Raw genomic sequence first — 14,755 nt, forward strand, 5'->3', positions numbered from 1 at the left:
GTATTGGTGACGCTGTTGCCGCTGTTGGATGTCGTGACCGTGCTGGGCAGGCCGTCGGCGGTGTAGGTCCAGCTCTGGTTGCCGTTGCCGTCCGGGAAGCTGAGTGTTTGCAGCCGGTTGCGGGCATCGTAAGTGCGGGTTTGGCGGACGTGGGTTTGCCGAGCCATCCACCGCATCGCCCGTGCACCACGCCGGCGGCGTGGTGATGGGGATTGGGGATGGAGGGGTAGATAGGGCATGAGGGCTTGTTGCGTTATGCGAAGTGAGCTTTCAAGACGTTTATGGGTCAGGGAATGCCTGAGTTGTGGGTGTCCCGGTTTTCGCGCAGATGCACGCAACCAGCATCGCATACAACAAAGGCCGCAACTTGCATTGCGGGCCTTGTGCGTTACGAGCGGGAACTAATCGTCCCTGACACCTTTTCCGTCATCGGTGAGCAGGAAAGTCGACTCTGACCCCAGTTTTCTGTTCTTCCTGTTTTTCGTTTCATAAAACCTCCACATGGTCGCCAATGAATTCATAGCCTCCAAATGCATCAGCTTGCACTTCCAGCTCCTCTCCCGATGCGGCAGCAACGAAATAAAATTGATCTCTCAGATCGCTCATAAGTGAGCGCATGAAGTCTTCTGCAGGAGGCTTCCGAAAAGATATGGTTGTTGCGAAGTACTGCCCCTCGCGCGACAAATGCATACGTACCTCTGGATCCTTGCTAGTTGTCGCAATAACCAAAAAACCGTCTTGAACTGCTTGTCTTACTTCGCCGGACGCTACATGCCGAATATCTAATTGCTCAATCACATCCCAGCCGTTAATTGCTCCGATCGTTGGCGTCAATGCAGCAATGAGCTCCAAAGTTTCTTGAATGCTTGGCAATAACATCGCTAGGTTCGTTCGTGCGCTCATGTTTACGGGTCCGGGTACATGCTTCTAAAGTTTCCGTTTTGATCTAGCCGAAGCAGATCACCACCTTCCCTTATGTGCGTTTCGCCAGCGTGCTCTGGCGCGTCACTCCTAATAGAGGTTCTTTCAGCTTTCGGGCTGTTAAAAACTTCATTGGCACGTTCCCGATACTCTTGCGGAGACCGATAGCCTTCCCGCGATGAGTCACGATGCTCCCCGTATTTCTTGCCAAATTGCTTATCAGAACCTGGTAGTTCACGGCTCGTGCCGCGTGCAGGTGCCTTAGCAGCATCTGGGGCCTCTCGCTTGAACGCAGAGAACACCGCTTTTGCTACAGCAATAGGATTGCGTGACACAACAATTGCAACACCAATTAGTGCTCCCACGCCCCGAGCTTGATCATTCGCTTGTTTTTGCTGTTGTGTCATTTGGCCACTTGCAACAAGACGTTCCTCCGTAGCCACGCGACAAGTAGAAATACCATCACACGCCTGTCGCCCATCCGGATCCGTAAAACGGTACGGATTGTTATTGGCGTACCAATACCGATTGAAGTTCCCACCCACACTTGTAGCCGTCACCGGATCCACACTCAAAAACCGTCCAATCTGCGGGTCGAAGTAGCGCTGCTGCATATACGTCAGCCCGCTCACCGCATCCATCACATGCCCGGTGTACCCCGCGCGGTTGTCGTTGGCTCGGTTGAGTAGCCTCCCGTACGGTTCGTACTCGCTGGTTTCGATGATAGCGCCCGCTGCATTGGTTTTGGCGATGGGGCTGCCTAGGGCATCGGTGTGGAAGTAGCTGATGGTGGGCGCGTTGCTGCCGATGGGGCGGGTGATTTCGGCCAATAGGCTGCCGGCCAGATAGACGTTGTTGATGCGCTTGCTGGCGGGTTCGTCACGTTGCCAGAGCAGGCGGCCGTCTTTGGCGTAATAGCTGTACTTCAGACTGGTGCCGGCGTTGTCCTGGCGGACTCTTCTTCCGTCGGCATCGTAGCGGTAGCTTTGGCCGGCGGTGCTGCGTAGGCGGTTGCCGTAGTCGAAGGTATAGCCGGTGCCGTTTCTGCTGGCGAGGTTGCCTTGTCCGTCGTAGGCCATGTTGCGGGTTTGGTGGAGACGGCTTCGCGAATGTCATCTATCCACAGGAACAGATGCTGGTCCAGCAGTTCTTCGCGGAAGGTGCGATTGGAGCGTTCGATATAGACGTTCTGGTTGGGCTTGCTCGGCTGGGTGTACTGGCTGTCCATGCCGTTGGTCTTGGTCCATTCGACGAATACCTCGCCCAGAAATTCCGGGCCATTGTTGGCATGGATGACTTGCCGAAGGCCGCGCGAGAGCGTCAGGTGCTTGAGCACGCGCATCATGCTCAAGCTGGAGATCACGCGCTCCACCTTGATCGCGACGGTTTCGTGGGTAGCGTCGTCGACGATCGCCAGGTACTTGATGAGGCGCTCTGCAAAACTCAAATCAAGACACAAAAATGGTGTCAGAGCACTGTGCGTATCAGCGTTGAACTCGTCTCTAGTGCTTCAACCGGCGCTTGCCGACGGCTACCGGTACCGCTTCCACGGTCACGTTGAAGCTGCGTGCTTCACCCGGATGCACGGCACCGACGCCGGCAACGTGACGGCCCACTTCCTCGCCACGTTCGTTGCGGATCACCACCACCATCGTGTATTCGAAGCTGCCGGTGTCGTTGCCGTTGATCGTGCCTTCCACTTGCAACGGAACAAACCGCTGTGCGGCATCGCTGGCTGAGGCATCAAAACGCAAATGCCCGCGACAGGCCGGGCAGACCGCCGAACTTTCCAGAATGGTGGCCTTGCAATGCGGGCAGGCGCGGGTGGCGCCGGCCTCGCCCGGGCGAACGGCACTCATGCAGCGCCGCCACTCTCCATTTTCGCAGCCGGTTTGACATCGCCCCAGCCACACTCCACATGGCCACGAATGCGTGAGCCCGCGGCCACGGTCAAACTGCCGGCCTTGAGGTCGCCGTTAATCGCGCCACTGGACAGCAACTCGACCTGTTTGGCCGAGGCGATATTGCCGTCCAATTCGCCGGCCAATGTGACCTTATTGGCAGACACGCCGCCGGACACTTTGGCGCCTTGGTCAATGCTGAGATTGCCCTGCACCTTGATGTCACCCTTGAACTTGCCAGCAATGCGCACATGGCCCGAGCCTTCAATCTTGCCCTCGATGATCAGATCCGAGGCGATCACCGATTCGCGTGCCGCAGCATCAGCAGTGCGAATCGGTGCAGTCTGCGATACCACCGGTTCGGCCGGTATTGGGGTGGGTGCCGGTGGCTCGAAGCGTACAGGTTCGGCAGCCTTCGGGGCCGGGGTGGGGTCTTTCCAAATAGCCATGCGACAGCTCTCCTCGGGGGCGGACTGCCGAGGCTAACATCACTTTGCAAGGATTTCCTGCATGAATACGACAACTTTAAGCGACAAGCTGCTGTTTTCGAAAAAACTTACATCCTGAATACGCCAAACTGCGTGCGCGCTTCCATCGGCGCATTGAGCGATGCCGACAACCCCAGCCCCAGTACGCGGCGGGTGTCGGCGGGGTCGATGATGCCGTCATCCCATAGCCGTGCCGTGGCATAGTACGGGTTGCCTTGGTCTTCGTACTGCTGGCGAATGGGGGCTTTGAAGGCGTCTTCCTCTTTCGGTGTCCATACACCGCCCTTGGCTTCGATACCGTCGCGCTTGACCGTCGCCAGCACACTGGCGGCCTGTTCGCCGCCCATCACGCTGATCCGTGCATTTGGCCACATCCACAAGAAACGTGCGCCGTAGGCACGGCCGCACATCGCATAGTTGCCGGCACCAAAACTGCCGCCGATCACCACGGTGAGCTTGGGCACGTGCGAGCAGGCAACGGCGGTCACCATCTTTGCGCCATCTTTGGCAATGCCGGCTTGTTCGTATTTTTTGCCGACCATGAAACCGGTGATGTTTTGCAAAAACACCAGCGGGATACCGCGTTGGTTGCACAGTTCGATGAAGTGCGCGCCCTTGAGCGCGCTTTCCGCAAACAAGATGCCGTTGTTGGCAATGATGCCTACCGGGTAGCCATGCAGATGGGCAAAGCCGGTGATCAAGGTTTTGCCGTAGCGCGCCTTGAACTCCTGCAGCTCGCTGCCGTCGGTAATCCGGGCGATGACTTCACGGATGTCAAATGGCCGGCGTGGGTCTTTCGGCACGATGCCGTACAGCTCTTCGCTGGCATACAGCGGTTCACGCGCCGGCACGGTGGCCACCGGCAGCACTTTTTTGCGATTGAGCATCGCTACCACCCCGCGCGCGATTTCCAGCGCGTGGCGGTCGTCTTCTGCGAAGTGATCGGCCACGCCCGAAATGCTGGTATGCACATCGGCGCCACCCAGCGTTTCAGCATCGACCACCTCACCAGTAGCCGCCTTCACCAGCGGCGGGCCGCCCAGAAAAATGGTGCCTTGTTCCTTGACGATGATGGATTCATCGCACATCGCCGGGACATACGCGCCGCCGGCGGTGCACGACCCCATCACCACCGCGATCTGCGGAATGTTGTCCGCGCTCAAACGTGCCTGGTTGTAGAAAATGCGGCCGAAGTGTTCCTTGTCCGGGAATACCTCGTCTTGCAGCGGCAGGAACGCGCCGCCGGAATCGACCAGGTACACGCAAGGCAAGTTGTTCTCGCGTGCCACTTCCTGTGCGCGTAAATGCTTTTTCACCGTCATCGGGAAATAGGTGCCGCCCTTGACGGTGGCGTCATTGGCCACGATGACGACTTCCTGACCCATCACCCGGCCAATCCCGCAGACCATGCCGGCGGCGGGCGCGGCATCGTCATACATGCCCTCGGCGGCCAGCGGCGCAATTTCCAGAAACGGTGAGCCTGGATCCAGCAACGCGTTGATGCGCTCACGTGGCAGCAGCTTGCCGCGCTCGGTGTGCTTGTTGCGTGCTTTTTCACCGCCACCATCGGCCGCACGGGCCAGCCGGCGGTCGAGCTCGGCCACCAATGCGCGGTGATAAGCCACATTGTCTTGGAAGTCTTGCGAGCGCGGGTCAAGCTGGCTGGTCAACGCGGGCATAGGAGCAATCCGGTGTGGCAAAACGCCAAGGATACCCGTTGTGGCCAAATTCCCGGAATGGCGCTGCGAGTCTGCGACAATAGGCGGCCATTCGTTTGCACTCTTTGCCGTGGCCCGTCTCGATCACACCCCTCAAACGTTGCACATCACCGACCTGATCCACGATGGTCGTGGCGTGGCCCGCTGGCCAGACGAGCATGTTCAGGCCGGTAAAGCGGTATTCGTCACCGGCGCACTGCCGGGCGAAACCGTGCGCGTGCAGCAAACCGCGCGTTCCAAACATTTTGATGAAGCCAAAACACTGGAGGTGCTGGCGGCATCACCAGATCGCGTACAGCCACGGTGCCCACATTTTGGTGTGTGCGCCGGTTGCGTGTTGCAGCACTTGGCCGAAGACAAGCAGATCGAAGCCAAGCAGCGCGTGCTGTTGGAGAATTTGCAGCGCATCGGCCATGTGGCCCCGGGCAGTGTGTTGCCGCCGCTGCGGGGTGATAGCTGGGGTTATCGGCGCAAGGGGCGGCTGTCGGTACGTCGGGTCGAGAAAAAAGATAACACTCTGGTGGGGTTCCGCGAGCTGGATCCGCGTTTTGTCGCCGACCTGCGCGAGTGCCACACGCTGGTGCCACAACTAGGCCTCAAGCTGGATGCACTGGGCGCATTGGTGGATGGCATGGATGGCCGCCGCGACATCCCGCAGATCGAATTCATCGCCGGTGATGCCGCCACCGTGCTGGTGTTTCGCCATTTGCAGCCACTCGGTAATGCCGACAAAACCCGGTTGGCTGCGTTTGGCGAGGCGCACGGCTTCTACATCTTTTTGCAACCGGGTGGGTTGGATTCGGTGCATCCGCTCAATGGGCAAGCGCCACGGCTATCGTTCCAGTTACCGCAGTGGCAGATTGAGCTGCATTTTCGACCGCTGGATTTCATCCAGGTCAACGCCAAGCTCAACGAGGCGATGATCGCGCGTGCGCTGGACTTGCTTGATGTGCAGCCGGGTGAGCGCGTGCTGGACCTGTTCTGCGGCTTGGGCAATTTCACCTTGCCTCTGGCGCGGGTAGCGGGCGAGGGCACGGTGGTGGGTGTGGAAGGCGATGCTGGCTTGGTGGCGCGGGCGCGCGCGAATGCGCAGCACAATGGGCTGAGTAATGTGCAGTTTCATGCCGCCGATCTGGCGCAGGATTTGGCCGGGCAGGCGTGGTTGAAACAGGGCTTCGATAAACTGCTGCTGGACCCGGCTCGCGCCGGTGCGCTGGAAGTACTCAAGCAATTGCCGCTGAAAGGGCTCAAGCGCATCGTGTATGTCAGCTGCCACCCCGGTTCATTGGCGCGGGATGCGGACTATCTGGTGAATGCAACCGGCTGGACGCTGCGCGACGCGGGGGTGATGGACATGTTCCCGCATACCGCGCATGTGGAATCCATCGCGGTGTTCGACCCACCTAAAAAGGCATGAGCATGGGGATTGAAATCGAACGCAAATTTCTACCCAGCAACGACGGATGGCGCGCTGCTGCGCACAAGACGGTGGCGATGGCGCAAGGCTATCTGAACGACATCGGCATGGTCGACAGTGGCGCAATGCAGGCATCGGTGCGGGTGCGCATCGAGGGCGATGCTGCCTTTCTCAATATCAAATCGCGCGAACTCGGCGCACGTCGGCAAGAGTTCGAATACGCCATCCCGCTGGCCGATGCGCAGGCGCTGCTGGCCTTGTGCGTGGGGGGGCGGATCGAAAAGACCCGCCACTATGTCGAGCATCTGGGGCATCTGTGGGAAGTGGACGAATTCCTTGGCGACAACGCCGGGCTGGTGGTGGCCGAAATCGAACTGGGCAGCGAACACGAAGCCTTCGCCAAACCCGGCTGGGTAGGTGTGGAGGCCACCCATGCGCCGCGCTATTACAATCTTGCGCTGGCCTCGCGCCCGTATTCGCAATGGCGCGAGGACGAGCAACGGGCGTGCGATCTCAACCAAGGACACTAGATGCTGCAGATTGGCGTTTCCGGGCACCAACTGACCGCGCGTGAGCGCGACTGGCTACAGCACGATGCCTGCGCAGGCGTGGTGTTGTTTGGTCGAAATTTTGCATCGCAGGCACAAGTGCACGAGTTGTGCCTAGCCATTCGTGAGGCTACGCCGCGCCCGCAGTTGATCTGCGTGGATCAGGAAGGTGGCCGCGTGCAGCGCTTTCGCGAAGGGTATAGCAGGCTGCCTGCTTTGCAGGGATTTGAAGCCGTGTACCAAGCCGATGCCGACGCAGCGCTCACACTTGCGCGTGAGCACGCGTGGCTGATGGCCAGCGAAGTGCGCGCCAGCGGTGTGGACATGAGTTTTGCCCCGGTGGTCGACTTGGCGCGCGGCAACCGTGCGATTGGGGATCGCGCGTTTGCACAATCTCCGCAGGTGGTGGCCGCGTTCACCCGTGCGTATGTCGAGGGCATGCACGAAGCCGGCATGGCGGCAACGCTCAAGCATTTTCCAGGCCACGGTTCGGTGTTGGAAGACACCCACCATGCTGCTGCTGTTGACTCGCGCAGCTTGGATGAGATGCGCGAGCAAGACCTGCTGCCATTTGCTGCCGGTATTGCGGCTGGGGCCGATGCCGTGATGATGGCGCATGTCACTTATCCGCAGGTTGCACCGCAGCCGGCGGGGTATTCACTGCGTTGGATTGGTGAAATTTTGCGCACGCAAATGGGCTTTCGTGGTGTGGTGTTTTCCGACGATATCGGCATGGCCGCGGCGCATTCGGTGGGCGGCGTCAAAGCGCGGATCCACGCCCATCTGGATGCCGGCTGCGATGTGGTGCTGGTTTGCCATCCACAGCAGGTGGACGAAGCACTGCGTGCCATCGAGGGGCGCACGCTCAACACCATGGCACTGGTCAATCTGATCGGGCGCGGCCCGATGGCGTGGGATGGTCTGTTGGCCGACACGCGGCGGGCAAGAATTCAGGCCAAGCTTGCGCGCTTGCGCGCACCGGAGCTGAACACCGATGTGCTTTCAGCTGCAATTTCAATTGGAGATGTGGCATGAGCGTGCCCAAGCTTGTCGACGCATTGGCGTCGGCGCAGGTGTTGTTCGATCGCGCCACGTTGGAGGCAGCGATTGAGCGTATCGCCGAGGACATCGCGCAAGCGTATGTCGAAGGCGAAGTGCCGGTGTTTTTGACGGTGATGAACGGTGGTTTGCCGTTTGCGGCGCAATTGGCATTTGCGTTGGGCGAGCGCGGATTGGATTTGGAATTTGATTATCTGCATGCCACTCGCTATCGCGGCCAAACCAGCGGCTCCGGGCTGGCCTGGTTGCATCGGCCGGCCACTCCGCTGCATGGCCGCAAGGTGTTGCTGGCCGACGATATCCTCGATGAGGGGCATACCCTGCTGGCGGTCAAACACTGGTGTGAAGATCAGGGCGCGACCGAAGTACGCACCGCGGTATTGGCAGAAAAATTGCATGACCGTTGCGTGGAAGGCATCGTCGCTGACCATGTAGGGGTGCAGGTACCGGATGCTTATGTGTTCGGCTATGGCATGGATTACCACGAACAGGGGCGCAATCTGCCGGCGATTTATGCGCTGGGGGATTAGGCGATGACCATTGACCTTGCCGTTATCGGCGGCACCGGCGTATATGCATTGGGCGAATTGGCCGATGCGGAGGCATTCCAGCCAGACACGGCCTACGGCGTACCATCCGGCCCGATCCGGGTGGGCACCTATGCCGGCAAGCGCGTGGCGTTTCTGGCGCGGCATGGCGAAGGGCATTCACTGCCGCCGCACAAGATCAACTATCGCGCCAATCTGGTGGCGCTGAAAGAGATGGGTGCGCAGCGTGTGCTGGCGCTTAACACCGTTGGCGGTATCAGCGAACGCTTCGGCCCGCGCGTGTTGGCCTGCCCGGATCAACTGATTGATTACACCTGGGGCCGTATTTCGACTCTTTGCGAAGAACCCGGCAGCGAGGTGCTGCATGTGGACTTCGGCGAGCCGTACACCACGTCGTTGCGGCAAGCCATTGTGCAGGCGGCACACCAAGCAAGCGTGGCAATAGTGGATGCTGGTTGCTATGGGGCGACCCAAGGGCCGCGACTGGAAACCAAGGCTGAAATTGCCCGGATGCGCCGCGATGGTTGCGACCTGGTCGGCATGACCGGCATGCCAGAGGCCGGGTTGGCGCGGGAGCTGGGGCTGGATTACGCCTGTTTGGCGATTGTGGCCAATTGGGCGGCGGGTGCAGGCCCGGATGCGGATGCAGTCATTACCCTGCAGGACGTGTTGGATAACGTCGCGGTGGCGATGGCAGGTGTGCCGAAGGTATTGCAGCGGCTGCTGGTGCGTCATTCGGAATGATGCATGTGCGTTGATTCACGCGTCGCTTCAACAATTTTCCAGAGCCACAACAGTTTTCCAGATCCAAAAATGCAACAAGGCCCGCCGAAGCGGGCCTTGTTTTCTAGCAAAACGCGGAAGAATTACTTCTTCGCAGCGTCGGCAGCCGGAGCAGCCGGAGCAGCAGCGTCAGCCGGCTTGGCAGCATCAGCAGCCGGAGCAGCGGCGGCGTCAGCCGGAGCAGCGGCCGGGGCAGCAGCGTCGGCAGCCGGAGCAGCGGCAGCGTCGGCAGCCGGAGCAGCAGCAGCGTCGGCAGCCGGGGCAGCAGCAGCGGCGTCAGCCGGGGCAGCAGCAGCGTCAGCAGCCGGGGCAGCGTCAGCGGCCGGAGCAGCTTCTTCCTTCTTGCAAGCCGACAGGGCCAGGACGCCAGCGGCGAGCAACACGAAAAGCTTCTTGTTCATTTGAATCTCCAATAGGGTTGACTGAAAAGCTAAGGTTGGTAAATCAGGCAACGCCGGTGCACTTGGCAAATCGGCCAGGGCCGGGGGTCGTTTCACTGACTTTCGACGTTCCCGGTTGCCCGGGGCACGAAAAAGCCGTCGGCGTACCGACAGCTTTTCCGAGTTCTTTGAGAATAATCGATTTGGCTAACTCTCCGCCAGTCCGATTACTTCTTCGCTTCGGCCGAGGTGGCCGCCGTTTCAGCAGCGTCGGCTGCTTTCTGGGCATCCGCCGGGGTGGCAGCGGCGTCTACCGGAGCGGCATTTGCATCGGCAGCCGGGGCAGCAGCGGCATCGGCCGGTGCTTCAGCGGTTGCGTCAGCAGCAGGCGCTGCAGCAGCTTGGGTGGCGGCAGTGTCGGCAGCGGCCTGGGCATCGGCAGCCGGAGCGGCGGCAGCGGCATCAGCAGCCGGCTCGGACTTGCTGCAGGCGGTCAGGGCCAAGCCCAACGCCATTGCCAGCAGGATTTTGTTGATCGACATAATTTCTGTTTCCTCGTCGTTAATTCTGAGCACACACGAAACGCGCGCCCTAACATGATGACGCGCTTGTGTCGCGTGTCAAGCGGTTGGCCGGTTTTTTTTCAATCCGGCGTTGCATGGGGTCATACCAATTCGATTGCCATGGCGGTCGCTTCGCCACCACCAATGCACAGCGAAGCCACGCCACGCTTGCCTCCGCGCGCCTGTAGCGCGTGGATCAAGGTGACCAGCAGCCGGGCACCGCTGCAGCCGATCGGGTGGCCCAGTGCCAGCGCACCGCCATTCACATTCAGTTTGTCGTGCGGAATGCCGAGGTCGCTCATCGGCGCCATCGCCACGCAAGCAAAGGCTTCGTTGATTTCGAACAAATCCACGTCGACCACGTTCCAGCCGGCCTTGGCCAGCACGTTCTGCACCGCGGCCACCGGCGCGGTGGTGAACCATTCCGGCGCCTGCGCGTGGGTGGCATGGGCTTTGATGCGCGCCAGCGGCTTGATACCTGCAGCGGCGGCGGCATCTGCCGACATCACGACCAATGCGGCGGCGCCGTCGGAAATCTTGGAAGACGAAGCGGCGGTCAGCACGCCATCCTTGCCGAACGCCGCACGCAGTTCGGGAATCTTGTTGAGATCGATCTTGCCCGGCTCTTCATCTTTCGCGATGACCACTTCGCCCTTGCGGGTCTTGACCGTCACCGGGGTGATTTCGGCATCGAAGGCACCGGCAGCCTGCGCGGCCTGCGCACGGCGTGCGCTTTCGGCGGAGAACCCATCGATGGCGGCGCGGTCGTAGCCGTACTTGGCGCAGGCGGCATCGCCGAACACGCCCATCGCCTTGCCGTCGTAGGGGTTGGTCAGGCCGTCCCAAGCCATGTGGTCCAGCATTTCAGCACTGCCGTAGCGGATGCCGGTGCGCGAGTTGTTGAGCAGGTGCGGGGCATTGGTCATCGACTCCATGCCGCCGGCGACCACCGCCTGCGCGGAGCCGGCCTTGATGATGTCATGCGCCAGCATCACCGCCTTCATGCCGGAACCGCAGACCTTGTTGATGGTGGTGCAGCCCGCAGCATCGGAAATGCCGGCGCTGCGTGAAGCCTGACGTGCCGGAGCTTGGCCTAACCCGGCTGGCAACACGCAGCCCATGATGACTTCATCCACCTTGTCGGCGCTCAGCCCGGCTTGCGCCAATGCGCCGGTGATGGCTGCACTGCCCAATGCGGGCGTGGGGGTGCCGGTGAATTGGCCAAGAAAAGAACCGATGGCGGTGCGCTTGGCACCGACGATGACGACGTCGCTCATGGGAAGCTCCGAAAATCCGTGGGGCCGGCGATGCCGGGGAAGCACTGATTATGGCGCGATTCGCGTCGGTTTGCTGCATTGCCGCATTCGGTTCAGTCAAAACCCATTGCGCCAGCCCGCGCCGGGGCTTACAAGGAGGCATCATTCGCCTGCTTCGCCATGCTGCGAAGTCGATGCAAGGGAATTTGTCATGATGATGAACGCATCCACTCAGAGCACACGTCGATCACCTGCAATGTCATTTGCACGGGCGTTGTTGCCTGCCTGCATTGCGCTTGCGCTGGCCGCCTGTGGCGGCGGAGGCGGAGGGGGCGCAGTGCGCTCAGATCCGCCACCGGTCACACCAACTGGCCCGGGGTTTACACCGACGGTAGCCAATGACGCCTCGATCGTGGTCAACCCGCCTGCAGTGCCGGTCTTGGGTGCACCGGTCACCTTCACCGATCCTGCGATCAACAAACACCTCAGTCTGACCAATGCCGCCGGCGCGCTGGGTGCGGGGCTAAAAGGGCAAGGGGTGACAATTGGGTTTGTGGATACCGGGATCAATCGCAATCATCCGGCCCTGAGCGGGCGGGTGGGAGCCAGTTTCATCCATATTGACCCCAATACCAATAACACCAGCGTGGATGATGTGGTGGGCCACGGCACCACCGTCGCTTCGTTGGCGGCCGGCCGGCCCGTTACGGGAACCTATAGCGGCGGGCAGTTGGGCAACTGGGGCGGCGGCATCGCGCAGAATGCCAGTCTGGTGTCGTCACGCATCATCAACGACAAGCGTCCGGATGATGATGGTTCGGGTGCAGGCACTGAGATTCATGCCGGCGAAGGGTATGGCGATTTTTTCAAGTCGATCAATGGCGAGTTGGCTGATGCGGGGGCGAAGATCATCAATAACTCGTGGGGCGGCTTGTATTGGAAGGATCCGGCACTGACCACGGAGTTGGCCACGGCATGGAAGGATTTTGTGGTCAATCGTGGCGGCATCGTGGTGTTTGCCAATGGCAATAGCGGCGAAGATTCGCGCTATGTCGACAACCCCTCCGATAATGCAAGACTACCCACGCTAGCCAATGATGCGCAGCTGGAAAAAGGTTGGCTGACGGTGGGTGCGCTGGACCCGGACGTCCCCAGTCAGCTAACCAGTTATTCCCAGCGTTGCGGAACGGCGATGAACTATTGCCTGGTGGCTCCCGGCAATACCGTGTTTATCGACCCGCAGGCCAAAGTCGGGGACGCCAATTACAAGTTGTACCAAGGAGGCGGTACGTCGTATGCAGCACCCCTGGTGTCGGGTGCGGCGGCGGTGGTGTGGTCGGCGTTTCCCTATTTCAACAATGACCAGGTGCGCCAGGCGCTGTTAGGCGGGGCCAAGGATTTGGGCGCGCCGGGGGTGGATGCGGTGTTCGGCTGGGGGTTGTTGGATGTGACCAAGGCCGCGATGGGGCCGAGCAATTTTGCGTGGGGCGATTTTTCGGTGGCGTTCTCGGGAAATTCGGTGTGGCGCAATGAAATCATCGGCAGCGGTGGCTTGATCAAAGGCGGCAGCGGCACCTTGACGCTGACCGAAGCAGGCAAGTTCACCGGTGCCACCCAGGTCAACGCTGGCGCATTGGATGTGCGCAAGGGGCTGCAGTCCAATCTGGCCATTGTCAACGGGGCCACGGTCTGGGGGAGCGGCGTGTTCGCCGGCAACGTCAACAACAGTGGACGATTCCTGAGTGGTGCCGGCACGCCGGCCAACATTAGCGGCAATTACATCCAATCCAGTAGCGGTAATCTGGGGGTGTGGCTGGGCAGCACGCTGCGCGTGACAGGCAGTGCCACCTTGGACGGTACGATGTCGATTCTGGGTGTGAAGTCCGGCTATACCACCACCAGCAAGGAAACCCTGTTGAATGCAGGGGGTGGTGTCAGCGGCACGTTTGCGTCGCTGAAGGCCGCGCCGAATGTGTTTTTGGATGCAGCGCTGGGCTATGACCCCAACAACGTCTTCCTCAACATCAACCGTATCGATGTCAGCAAGGCGGTGGCCGGGATGGGGCTGGATGGCATCAGCGTGATGTCGGCGGTGCGGGTGGAGTCGGCGATGCAGGCCATCGATGCACAACTGGGCGGGGGTGCGCCGGGCGGCATTGGTGCTAGTTTCATCAACGCAGCCGGCGCGTTGCAGCAATCGACCAGCAAGGTCAATGCCGATCTGTCGCTGCGCAGTTTGTCTGGCGAACTCCACGCGGCTTCCACCACGTTGACCCTTGACGGTATTGATGCCGGCCGGCGTGTGCTGGGCCAGCGGGTTGACGGCTTGGCCCAAGCCCCGGCGCAGGCGGGCGGTTGGTATCGCAATTTGGCCAGCAGTGGGCAACTGGCGCAGGCGGGGTTTGACGGCGTGGGGCTGGATAGCAGAGGTGAGATGATCGGCAATGATTGGCGTATCGGTTCCAATGCGGTGCTGGGCATCGCCATGAACAAGCTTGAGCAAAGCAGCTGGCTGGGCACACTGGGTGACCACAGCCGGGGCCATCAACGTGAGTTGCAAGTCTATGCCGCCGGTTGGCGCGGCCCGTGGCAGGCGCAGGCGCAGGTGATCAGTGGCGGTTTCCAACGCCAGATGCAGCGCAATTTATTGCTGGGGAGTTTGCAAGATGTAGTCGCCACACAACTCTCCGGCAACTATCAAGCAGCTTATGTTGAATTGGGGCGCAACTTCAGTGCGCATGACTTCACGCTGACGCCCTATCTGGGTTCGCAATATGTGCGACTGTCCAACGCCGGGTTTGATGAGGGTGGCAGCAGTGGCTTTGGCCTGCGCGCCAATGCGTGGGATGCCAGCCGCTGGCAAGCCATGGTGGGGCTGCGTGCTGAGCGCGATTGGTGCATTGGCGATGTGCAGTTGCGTGCCGATGCACGTGCGGAGTGGCAGCGCACGTTGGCCATGCGCGGTATGGTGTTTGATGCCAGCTATATGGGTCTGAACCAATGGTCGCCGCTGCAAGGCATGCCGCCGGCGTTGCGCGGGCAGCAGATTGGGCTGGGGCTATCGGCGCTGTTGGGACGTAATGCGCTGCTGCGCTTCGATCTGAGTCAGCGGAGTCGCACGTTGGGGGCTGACCAGATGGCATCCTTGTGGGCAAGTTATCGTTACTAGCACA

At 60.6% G+C, this 14,755-nt stretch carries 14 protein-coding genes and 1 pseudogene; 6 read left to right on the forward strand and 9 right to left on the reverse strand.

Annotated elements, in window-relative coordinates:
• Positions 1-486: 486 nt before the first annotated feature.
• The 6 genes and pseudogenes from K7B09_RS12195 to K7B09_RS12220 form a co-directional block, all read right to left on the reverse strand.
• A complete protein-coding gene (locus K7B09_RS12195; protein WP_223629737.1) occupies positions 487-903 on the reverse strand; it encodes a hypothetical protein in 417 nt (138 codons plus the stop codon).
• A gap of 2 nt (positions 904-905) precedes the next feature.
• Positions 906-2,000, reverse strand: a complete 1,095-nt coding sequence (locus tag K7B09_RS12200) for an RHS repeat-associated core domain-containing protein (RefSeq protein WP_484600476.1) — start codon at positions 1,998-2,000, stop codon at positions 906-908.
• Positions 2,001-2,029: 29 nt separating this feature from the next.
• Positions 2,030-2,380 (reverse strand): annotated as a pseudogene (locus K7B09_RS13365) (integrase core domain-containing protein); the annotation flags it as partial.
• Positions 2,381-2,423: 43 nt separating this feature from the next.
• Entirely contained in the window at positions 2,424-2,780 is a 357-nt protein-coding gene (locus tag K7B09_RS12210) for a hypothetical protein (RefSeq protein WP_223629739.1), read from the reverse strand.
• Complete coding sequence (locus tag K7B09_RS12215) at positions 2,777-3,271, reverse strand: bactofilin family protein (protein WP_223629740.1); 495 nt, start codon at positions 3,269-3,271, stop codon at positions 2,777-2,779. The genes K7B09_RS12210 and K7B09_RS12215 overlap by 4 nt, the downstream gene beginning before the upstream one ends.
• A gap of 107 nt (positions 3,272-3,378) precedes the next feature.
• Positions 3,379-4,989, reverse strand: coding sequence for a carboxyl transferase domain-containing protein (locus tag K7B09_RS12220; RefSeq protein ID WP_223629741.1), 1,611 nt, complete (start codon positions 4,987-4,989; stop codon positions 3,379-3,381).
• Between the two features lie 109 nt (positions 4,990-5,098).
• Here K7B09_RS12220 and rlmD point away from each other — a divergent pair, with 109 nt between their 5' ends.
• From rlmD to K7B09_RS12245, 5 genes are read left to right on the forward strand one after another with little or no spacing between them, the layout of a single operon-like run.
• Positions 5,099-6,445 (forward strand): 23S rRNA (uracil(1939)-C(5))-methyltransferase RlmD, encoded by a 1,347-nt coding sequence (rlmD, locus tag K7B09_RS12225; protein ID WP_223629742.1) that lies wholly within the window; start codon positions 5,099-5,101, stop codon positions 6,443-6,445.
• Between the two features lie 2 nt (positions 6,446-6,447).
• Positions 6,448-6,975 (forward strand): CYTH domain-containing protein, encoded by a 528-nt coding sequence (locus K7B09_RS12230; protein WP_223629793.1) that lies wholly within the window; start codon positions 6,448-6,450, stop codon positions 6,973-6,975.
• The gene (nagZ, locus tag K7B09_RS12235; protein WP_223629743.1) at positions 6,976-8,028 is read left to right on the forward strand and encodes a beta-N-acetylhexosaminidase; all 1,053 of its coding nucleotides are present in this window, start codon (positions 6,976-6,978) and stop codon (positions 8,026-8,028) included.
• Complete coding sequence (locus K7B09_RS12240) at positions 8,025-8,582, forward strand: hypoxanthine-guanine phosphoribosyltransferase (RefSeq protein WP_223629744.1); 558 nt, start codon at positions 8,025-8,027, stop codon at positions 8,580-8,582. The genes nagZ and K7B09_RS12240 overlap by 4 nt, the downstream gene beginning before the upstream one ends.
• Before the next feature lie 3 nt (positions 8,583-8,585).
• Complete coding sequence (locus K7B09_RS12245) at positions 8,586-9,344, forward strand: S-methyl-5'-thioinosine phosphorylase (protein WP_223629745.1); 759 nt, start codon at positions 8,586-8,588, stop codon at positions 9,342-9,344.
• A gap of 122 nt (positions 9,345-9,466) precedes the next feature.
• Here K7B09_RS12245 and K7B09_RS12250 read toward each other — a convergent pair whose 3' ends face one another.
• The 3 genes from K7B09_RS12250 to K7B09_RS12260 all read right to left on the reverse strand — a co-directional run bounded on the left by K7B09_RS12250 (position 9,467) and on the right by K7B09_RS12260 (position 11,603).
• The gene (locus tag K7B09_RS12250) at positions 9,467-9,784 is read right to left on the reverse strand and encodes a hypothetical protein (protein WP_223629746.1); all 318 of its coding nucleotides are present in this window, start codon (positions 9,782-9,784) and stop codon (positions 9,467-9,469) included.
• 206 nt (positions 9,785-9,990) lie between these two features.
• Positions 9,991-10,305, reverse strand: coding sequence for a hypothetical protein (locus tag K7B09_RS12255; protein ID WP_223629747.1), 315 nt, complete (start codon positions 10,303-10,305; stop codon positions 9,991-9,993).
• Positions 10,306-10,427: 122 nt separating this feature from the next.
• Entirely contained in the window at positions 10,428-11,603 is a 1,176-nt protein-coding gene (locus tag K7B09_RS12260; RefSeq protein ID WP_223629748.1) for a thiolase family protein, read from the reverse strand.
• 316 nt (positions 11,604-11,919) lie between these two features.
• Between K7B09_RS12260 and K7B09_RS12265 the strand changes: the two genes are divergently transcribed.
• Complete coding sequence (locus tag K7B09_RS12265; RefSeq protein ID WP_223629749.1) at positions 11,920-14,751, forward strand: S8 family serine peptidase; 2,832 nt, start codon at positions 11,920-11,922, stop codon at positions 14,749-14,751.
• Positions 14,752-14,755 lie beyond the last annotated feature (4 nt).

It is taken from the genome of Thermomonas beijingensis, from assembly GCF_020034655.1.
Classification (GTDB): domain Bacteria; phylum Pseudomonadota; class Gammaproteobacteria; order Xanthomonadales; family Xanthomonadaceae; genus Thermomonas; species Thermomonas beijingensis.

Coding starts and splice junctions, on each gene's coding strand:
- K7B09_RS12195 (WP_223629737.1), bottom strand. CDS start 903: ATGAGCGCACGAACGAACCTAGCGATGTTATTGCCAAGCATTCAAGAA.
- K7B09_RS12200 (WP_484600476.1), bottom strand. CDS start 2,000: ATGGCCTACGACGGACAAGGCAACCTCGCCAGCAGAAACGGCACCGGC.
- K7B09_RS12210 (WP_223629739.1), bottom strand. CDS start 2,780: ATGAGTGCCGTTCGCCCGGGCGAGGCCGGCGCCACCCGCGCCTGCCCG.
- K7B09_RS12215 (WP_223629740.1), bottom strand. CDS start 3,271: ATGGCTATTTGGAAAGACCCCACCCCGGCCCCGAAGGCTGCCGAACCT.
- K7B09_RS12220 (WP_223629741.1), bottom strand. CDS start 4,989: ATGCCCGCGTTGACCAGCCAGCTTGACCCGCGCTCGCAAGACTTCCAA.
- K7B09_RS12230 (WP_223629793.1), top strand. CDS start 6,448: ATGGGGATTGAAATCGAACGCAAATTTCTACCCAGCAACGACGGATGG.
- nagZ (WP_223629743.1), top strand. CDS start 6,976: ATGCTGCAGATTGGCGTTTCCGGGCACCAACTGACCGCGCGTGAGCGC.
- K7B09_RS12240 (WP_223629744.1), top strand. CDS start 8,025: ATGAGCGTGCCCAAGCTTGTCGACGCATTGGCGTCGGCGCAGGTGTTG.
- K7B09_RS12245 (WP_223629745.1), top strand. CDS start 8,586: ATGACCATTGACCTTGCCGTTATCGGCGGCACCGGCGTATATGCATTG.
- K7B09_RS12250 (WP_223629746.1), bottom strand. CDS start 9,784: ATGAACAAGAAGCTTTTCGTGTTGCTCGCCGCTGGCGTCCTGGCCCTG.
- K7B09_RS12255 (WP_223629747.1), bottom strand. CDS start 10,305: ATGTCGATCAACAAAATCCTGCTGGCAATGGCGTTGGGCTTGGCCCTG.
- K7B09_RS12260 (WP_223629748.1), bottom strand. CDS start 11,603: ATGAGCGACGTCGTCATCGTCGGTGCCAAGCGCACCGCCATCGGTTCT.